At 43.4% G+C, this 6,140-nt stretch carries 5 protein-coding genes and 3 tRNA genes; 3 read left to right on the plus strand and 5 right to left on the minus strand.

Going from position 1 to position 6,140, the window contains the following annotated elements; all coding sequences use genetic code 11:
- Position 1: 1 nt before the first annotated feature.
- The 3 genes from MSG35_RS23880 to MSG35_RS23890 form a co-directional block, all read right to left on the minus strand.
- Positions 2-76, minus strand: a tRNA-Gly gene (locus MSG35_RS23880).
- A 39-nt stretch (positions 77-115) separates the two neighbouring features.
- Positions 116-200 (minus strand) — tRNA-Tyr (locus MSG35_RS23885).
- A 44-nt stretch (positions 201-244) separates the two neighbouring features.
- Positions 245-320, minus strand: a tRNA-Thr gene (locus tag MSG35_RS23890).
- 210 nt (positions 321-530) lie between these two features.
- On the opposite strand from MSG35_RS23890, the gene coaA reads away from it, so the two are divergent.
- Positions 531-1,454, plus strand: coding sequence for a type I pantothenate kinase (coaA, locus tag MSG35_RS23895; protein WP_017066910.1), 924 nt, complete (start codon positions 531-533; stop codon positions 1,452-1,454).
- A gap of 7 nt (positions 1,455-1,461) precedes the next feature.
- Here coaA and birA read toward each other — a convergent pair whose 3' ends face one another.
- Both birA and murB read right to left on the minus strand, forming a co-directional pair.
- On the minus strand, positions 1,462-2,427 hold the full coding sequence (gene birA, locus MSG35_RS23900) for a bifunctional biotin--[acetyl-CoA-carboxylase] ligase/biotin operon repressor BirA (RefSeq protein ID WP_248385182.1): 966 nt from the start codon (positions 2,425-2,427) through the stop codon (positions 1,462-1,464).
- The gene (murB, locus tag MSG35_RS23905) at positions 2,424-3,470 is read right to left on the minus strand and encodes a UDP-N-acetylmuramate dehydrogenase (RefSeq protein ID WP_248385185.1); all 1,047 of its coding nucleotides are present in this window, start codon (positions 3,468-3,470) and stop codon (positions 2,424-2,426) included. The genes birA and murB overlap by 4 nt, the downstream gene beginning before the upstream one ends.
- A gap of 66 nt (positions 3,471-3,536) precedes the next feature.
- Here murB and MSG35_RS23910 point away from each other — a divergent pair, with 66 nt between their 5' ends.
- Positions 3,537-3,968 (plus strand): GNAT family N-acetyltransferase, encoded by a 432-nt coding sequence (locus MSG35_RS23910; protein ID WP_059022223.1) that lies wholly within the window; start codon positions 3,537-3,539, stop codon positions 3,966-3,968.
- 91 nt (positions 3,969-4,059) lie between these two features.
- Positions 4,060-5,400 carry a CDP-diacylglycerol--serine O-phosphatidyltransferase gene (pssA, locus tag MSG35_RS23915; RefSeq protein ID WP_248385187.1) on the plus strand — a complete coding sequence of 447 codons (1,341 nt, stop codon included), beginning with the start codon at positions 4,060-4,062 and terminating at the stop codon, positions 5,398-5,400.
- The last annotated feature ends 740 nt before the right edge of the window (positions 5,401-6,140 follow it).

A 6,140-nucleotide genomic window follows, 5' to 3' on the forward strand; every position in this document is an offset into this window, starting at 1 on the left:
TTGGAGCGTGCAGCGGGAATCGAACCCGCATCATCAGCTTGGAAGGCTGAGGTAATAGCCATTATACGATGCACGCAACACGTAACTCTGTTTGAGCTATTTAACCTTTAGAATATGGTGGAGAGGGACGGATTCGAACCATCGAAGGCAGTGCCAACAGATTTACAGTCTGCTCCCTTTGGCCACTCGGGAACCTCTCCAAATTTTGAGCTTTCTCTCGCTTGCCTTAAAGGAAGGGAGAAAGTGGTGCCGACTACCGGAATCGAACTGGTGACCTACTGATTACAAGTCAGTTGCTCTACCTACTGAGCTAAGTCGGCACAAGTGGGGCGCATTTTATTGAATGATTTTCCACCTTGCAATAGGAAATTGAAAAAAAGTGCAAAATTCTCTCACCAAACTCCTACATACGGCTATTTAGCTCAAGGTTTACGTCTTTAACCCGCATCTAGTACAGGAAGATATTTTATTTATCTATCGCTTGATGTATTTTCCATGCACTTGTTTTGTTATCCACTATAGAGTTTTGTATGAGCCCATTTATGTCATTTGACCGCGAACGTTGGTCTGAGCTAAGGAATTTAGTTCCGATGACACTTTCTGAGAGCGACTTAAAGGAGCTTCAAGGCATCAATGAAAAGCTCACAATGGAAGAGGCAGTAGAGATCTATCTACCGTTATCTCGTCTATTGAACCTCTATGTGGCAGCCAGACAGAATAGAAACTCGGTACTCCACCAATTTCTAGATAAGAAAGAAAAAGCGCCACCTTTTATCATCGGTATTGCGGGTAGCGTAGCCGTTGGCAAAAGTACCACTGCCCGTCTGCTTAAAGCCCTACTCTCTCGTTGGGAAAACCATCCTAAGGTTGAGTTAGTAACAACCGATGGCTTTTTGTATCCGAATGAAGTGTTAGAAGAGAAAGGGTTGATGAGTAAGAAAGGCTTCCCTGAGTCTTACGACATCAAGCGTCTAGTGAACTTTGTCTCGGATGTGAAGGCGTGCAAACGAAATGTCACTGCACCTGTATACTCACACCTAACTTACAACATTACTGATGATGTTAAGTGCGTCGACCTACCAGATGTACTTATTATTGAAGGGCTTAATGTTTTACAAACTGGAATGAATTATCCACACGAACCACATCGTGTGTTTATTTCAGACTTCCTTGATTTTTCACTCTATGTCGATGCGGATAGCCAGCAAATTAAAGAGTGGTACGTCAATCGTTTTATGAAGTTCCGCGATGGCGCGTTTACTAAGCCTGGCTCTTACTTTAGTCATTACACGAAATTATCGAACCAAGCCGCATTGGATAAAGCTGAAGGTATCTGGAGTTCAATTAATGGCTTGAACCTAGAACAAAATATTCTTCCTACACGAGAAAGGGCTCACTTGATTCTACGTAAAGGCGCCGATCATATGGTTGAAGAAGTATTACTAAGAAAGTAGTAACGCCTTAATCGCCTTTTCTTAGCGATATCTCTCCGCCAATATAGCTCTCGACACCATTCTCAGTTTTGAGTAATACAGCACCTTGTTCATCGATGCCTTGAACAACACCTTCAATTTCTCTAGGTCCAATGATCAACCTAACATTGCGGCCTAAGAAATTATCTAAGCGGTTCCAACGCTCTACAAAATTGGACATCCCTTTCTGCTCATAATCGACAAGAGATTTATCCCAGGCATTGATCAGAGCCTGCGCTAACTGATTACGGTCAGGCACCTTCCCATCACACACTTCTTTAAGAGAAGTCCATGGCTGGCCGATACCTGATGTTGTCGGATCCATGGATAGGTTTAACCCTAAACCAATCACAATATGCGCAGCGCCACCAGACTGTCCTGACAGCTCGACCAAGATACCTGCAAGCTTCTTATCATTGTGGTAAAGGTCGTTCGGCCATTTAAGCTTTACACCTTCTACGCCCATTTCTTCCAAAGCTTCAACAACAGCGACACCAACCACAAGGCTTAAGCCCATTGCGGCAGCCATCCCTGCGTCGAGTCTCCAATACATTGAAAGATAGAGGTTTGCACCGAATGGCGATACCCACTCTCGTCCACGGCGCCCACGTCCTGCAGCTTGATATTCAGCAATACAAACAGAACCCGATTCGAGGGTGTTAGTTCGCTCTAATAGATGCTGGTTTGTAGAACCTATGATTGGAATGAGCTCAAGAGAAGCATCGCGACTAACTGCAGACAATTTTTCTTGGTCAAGCATATCTAAACAGCTTGCTAGCTTGTAGCCCTTGCCTTGTACTCGGTAGATATCTAAACCCCACTCTTGAATACCTTTAATGTGCTTACTGATAGCCGCTCGTGATACACCTATCATTTCACCTAGGTCTTCACCTGAATGAAACTCACCGTCAGCAAGACATCTCAATAGCGCTAGCTTGGTACTGTGCTCTCTCATGTCAGTGACTCCAAGGCCTTATCTAGGTTTGTCTCGCGGTCTCGCCCTATAAAACGTACTTCATGTTCCAATCGAATATCGAATTTATTCAAGACGGACTGACGCACTCGCTCTGCAAGCTTAAGGATATCCACAGCAGAAGCCTTATCATAATTGATGATAACCAATGCTTGATTGGGGTGAACCTGGGCACCACCTTCTATCACGCCCTTGAACTGGCATTGATCAATCAGCCAACCAGCAGCGACTTTGATCATGTCATTACTCTCATAACCGACAATGTTTGGGTATAGAGCCAATAGGCGATCAAAATGATCTTTGGTGATCACAGGGTTTTTGAAGAAGCTGCCCGCATTCCCTTGTACTCTAGGGTCTGGCAGCTTACTTGAACGGATAGCACACACTTCATCAAATATAGTACGAGGAGAAAGACTATCGGCTGCTAGGCTTTTCAACGGACCATAGTGATTACATGGCTCCCACTCTTTAGGCAACGTTAAACCAATCGCAACAACAATCGCTTTACCGTAGAGAGCATGTTTGAAAATAGAATCTCGGTAACCAAAGAGACACTCTTCTTTGCTTAATCGCTTAACTGTATAGGTATCCAGACACAGGATATCGACATACTCGCATACGTCTTGCAGCTCAACTCCATACGCACCAATATTTTGAATCGGAGCAGAGCCGGAACAGCCGGGTATCATTGCTAGGTTTTCTAGACCACCCAGCCCTTTATCTACACTCCACTCAACCAAGCTTGGCCAATCCTCGCCACCACTTACATGCAGTAGGTGATGACTGTCCGTCTCGGCCAGCTCAATCCCGGCTAATTTATTCACGATGACCAGGCCAGCGAAGTGCTCGGTAAAAAGCATATTACTGCCCTTACCCAGTATTAACTTAGGCAAAGCTGACCATTTAGGGTCTTTGTAAAGCGAAATCAGTTCTTCGGTAGTGGTGACTTCAACCAACGCATCACACGTCTGATCGATAGAAAAAGTATGAACATTTTTTAAACTAGCATTGAGATGGAATTGCATGGCGATATTCAATTAACTTACACTGCGGTCATTCTACAGCAGATAAACCAATGGCGCAGTGACTGAATGAACAATGTCATCATTACTCAATTAGACCCAGTAAAGGTTCCCCTAGTTAAACGTTTCTATAAAGAACACTACCCAACGGGAAAAGCGAATAAGAGTGAACTGATCTACTCGTTATTGCTGGATAACGAGCTGTGCGGTGTCGTGCGTTTTCGTACAATAGAAAATAATCGTTTACTTACTGGAATGGCGATATCAAAACAACATCGCGGTCAGCAATTAGGCTCCCAGCTTATGGATTATTGTGCGCAACATACGCTTTCTGAAGACGATTACTGCTTTGCTTACGCTCATCTCACCAATTTTTATGCGCGACACAAATTCGTACAAGTAGACCCTAAAGATCTACCAAATGGTTTAAGAGTTTTATACGAGCGCTATTCGAATAGCGGAAAAGATCTCATTCCTATGCATTATCAGCAAATTTGTTAGAGAATGCCTCGATTATCTAGTATTTGGTGCTATCCCTTTGGTAAAATTAAAGGTTCGCAATTTTGCATATTTTTAAGGTAAAACAGTCAATATGATTGCCAGTAGGAATCCATTCATACAGTTGCCAACCATAGCGCAGAATCCTGACAAGTTTGAAGTACTACTATCAGCGCAAGAGTTTCGAACTCGCCTACTTGATGAGATATCTCGCGCAACGACTCGTATTAGTTTAGTCGCTTTGTACCTTGAAGATGATGAGGCTGGCCGTGAGATCCTAACTGCCTTATATGAAGCAAAGCAAAAGAATCCAGAATTAGACGTGAGCGTTTGTGTCGATTGGCACCGAGCGCAGCGTGGATTGATTGGTGCAGAGTCTTCTGAAGGCAATGCAGCCATGTATAAAGAGTTTGCAGAAAAATATCAGCATTCTGTGCCTGTCTACGGCATTCCCGTTCGTGGCAAAGAAGTCTTTGGCGTATTGCACTTAAAAGGCTTTATCGTCGATGACAGCGTGATATACAGCGGTGCAAGCCTTAACAATATCTACCTGAATTACCATGATCGCTATCGCTTTGATCGTTACCACGTTTTAAACAACGCGGCTCTTGCTGACTCAATGTTTACCTACGTACACGAACAGATGATTGCGGACAGCGCTGTTTATGACCTGGCTGATAAGAACAAGCCTGCGACCAAAGAACTGAAACCAGCGATTCGTCAGTTTCGTGCATCATTAGCTAGATCTCAGTATCAATTCGAAGGGCAAGAGGTTTCAGCAGACCAAGTGGCTGTAACACCATTGGTTGGTATCGGTAAAAGACGTAACCGTCTGAATCAAGGTATCAATCAACTCGTCGCTCAAGCTAAAGATGAAATCTTTATCTGCACACCTTACTTCAACTTCCCACCTAGCCTAGCTAAAGAAGTGAAGAAAGCGCTTAAGCGTGGCGTAAAGGTCAGCATTGTTGTTGGCGATAAGACAGCAAATGATTTCTTTATCTCACCAGAAGAAGAATTTAAAACGATTGGTGGTTTGCCATACCTTTACGAACTGAACTTACGCCGTTTCGCTAAAGCGAATGAAGCTCATATTGCTAGCCGTAATCTATCAATTCGACTTTGGCAACACGATTCCAATAGCTTCCACCTAAAGGGCATTTGGGTAGATAAGCGCTATATGCTACTAACAGGTAATAACCTAAACCCACGCGCATGGAAGCTGGACCTAGAGAACGGTATCTTTATCCAAGATAACTACCATCACCTAACTGATAAGTTCCAAGCTGAAGTGGATAATATCCTTCAACACACTCAGCTTATCTGTACTTATAAGCAGTTAGACAAGGTAGAGAGCTACCCGATGGAAGTTCAGAAGTTGATTCGTAAGATCACTCGTGTAAAAGCCGACAGAGTACTCAAACAAATACTGTAGTGGTGTATCAAAACACTATTTATCAACGCCTAGCAAACGCTAGGCGTTTTTGTATCTACGAGATAGCGAGATAGCGAGATAGCGAGATAGCGAGATAGCGAGATAGCGAGATAGCGAGATAGCGAGATAGCGAGATAGGTTTGCTTAATGGTCATTCCAAGTCAACATCTCTATTTATTCATTGTGATTGTGATGGCTGGAAGTATTAAACATCGTACCTTTCCTTAGTCAGTCTAAGAGTTCCAGATACGTGGACCAGGTACAGAGAACGATTAAACAAATACCAAAATAATCGATAATTACCCTCTACGTATTAAAAGCAATAACGTTCGTATAGCCTACAACGAGGTATGAGCGTGTTAGTGTATCTCACATAGAAAGCACTCAGAATCTCCCAATTTGATACTCTGTCCTATTTTAACTTAACTACCTGAGTTAGAAGTAACCACCTATATTCCCAAGCAGCACCTCCCGATATATAGAGAAGTACTTCATAGCTAGCGATAAGGATCTGCTACTAAAATCCAAAACACATACGCCGCAAACGACGAAAGCCTAGTCGTCAGACTAGGCTTTCTAATATGTATCGAAGTAATGAGAGCGTTTAATACCATCATTAATTGAGGAGAAAACACTTTTCTTCAAATGTAAAAAAGCCCTGCTATTGCTAGCAGGGCTTCTCTAATAAGTGGCGGAGTGGACGGGACTCGAACCCGCGACCCCCGGCGTGACAGGCCGGT

It is taken from the genome of Vibrio sp. 1CM23M (genome assembly GCF_023161755.1).
In the GTDB taxonomy this organism is placed as follows: Bacteria; Pseudomonadota; Gammaproteobacteria; order Enterobacterales; family Vibrionaceae; genus Vibrio; species Vibrio coralliirubri.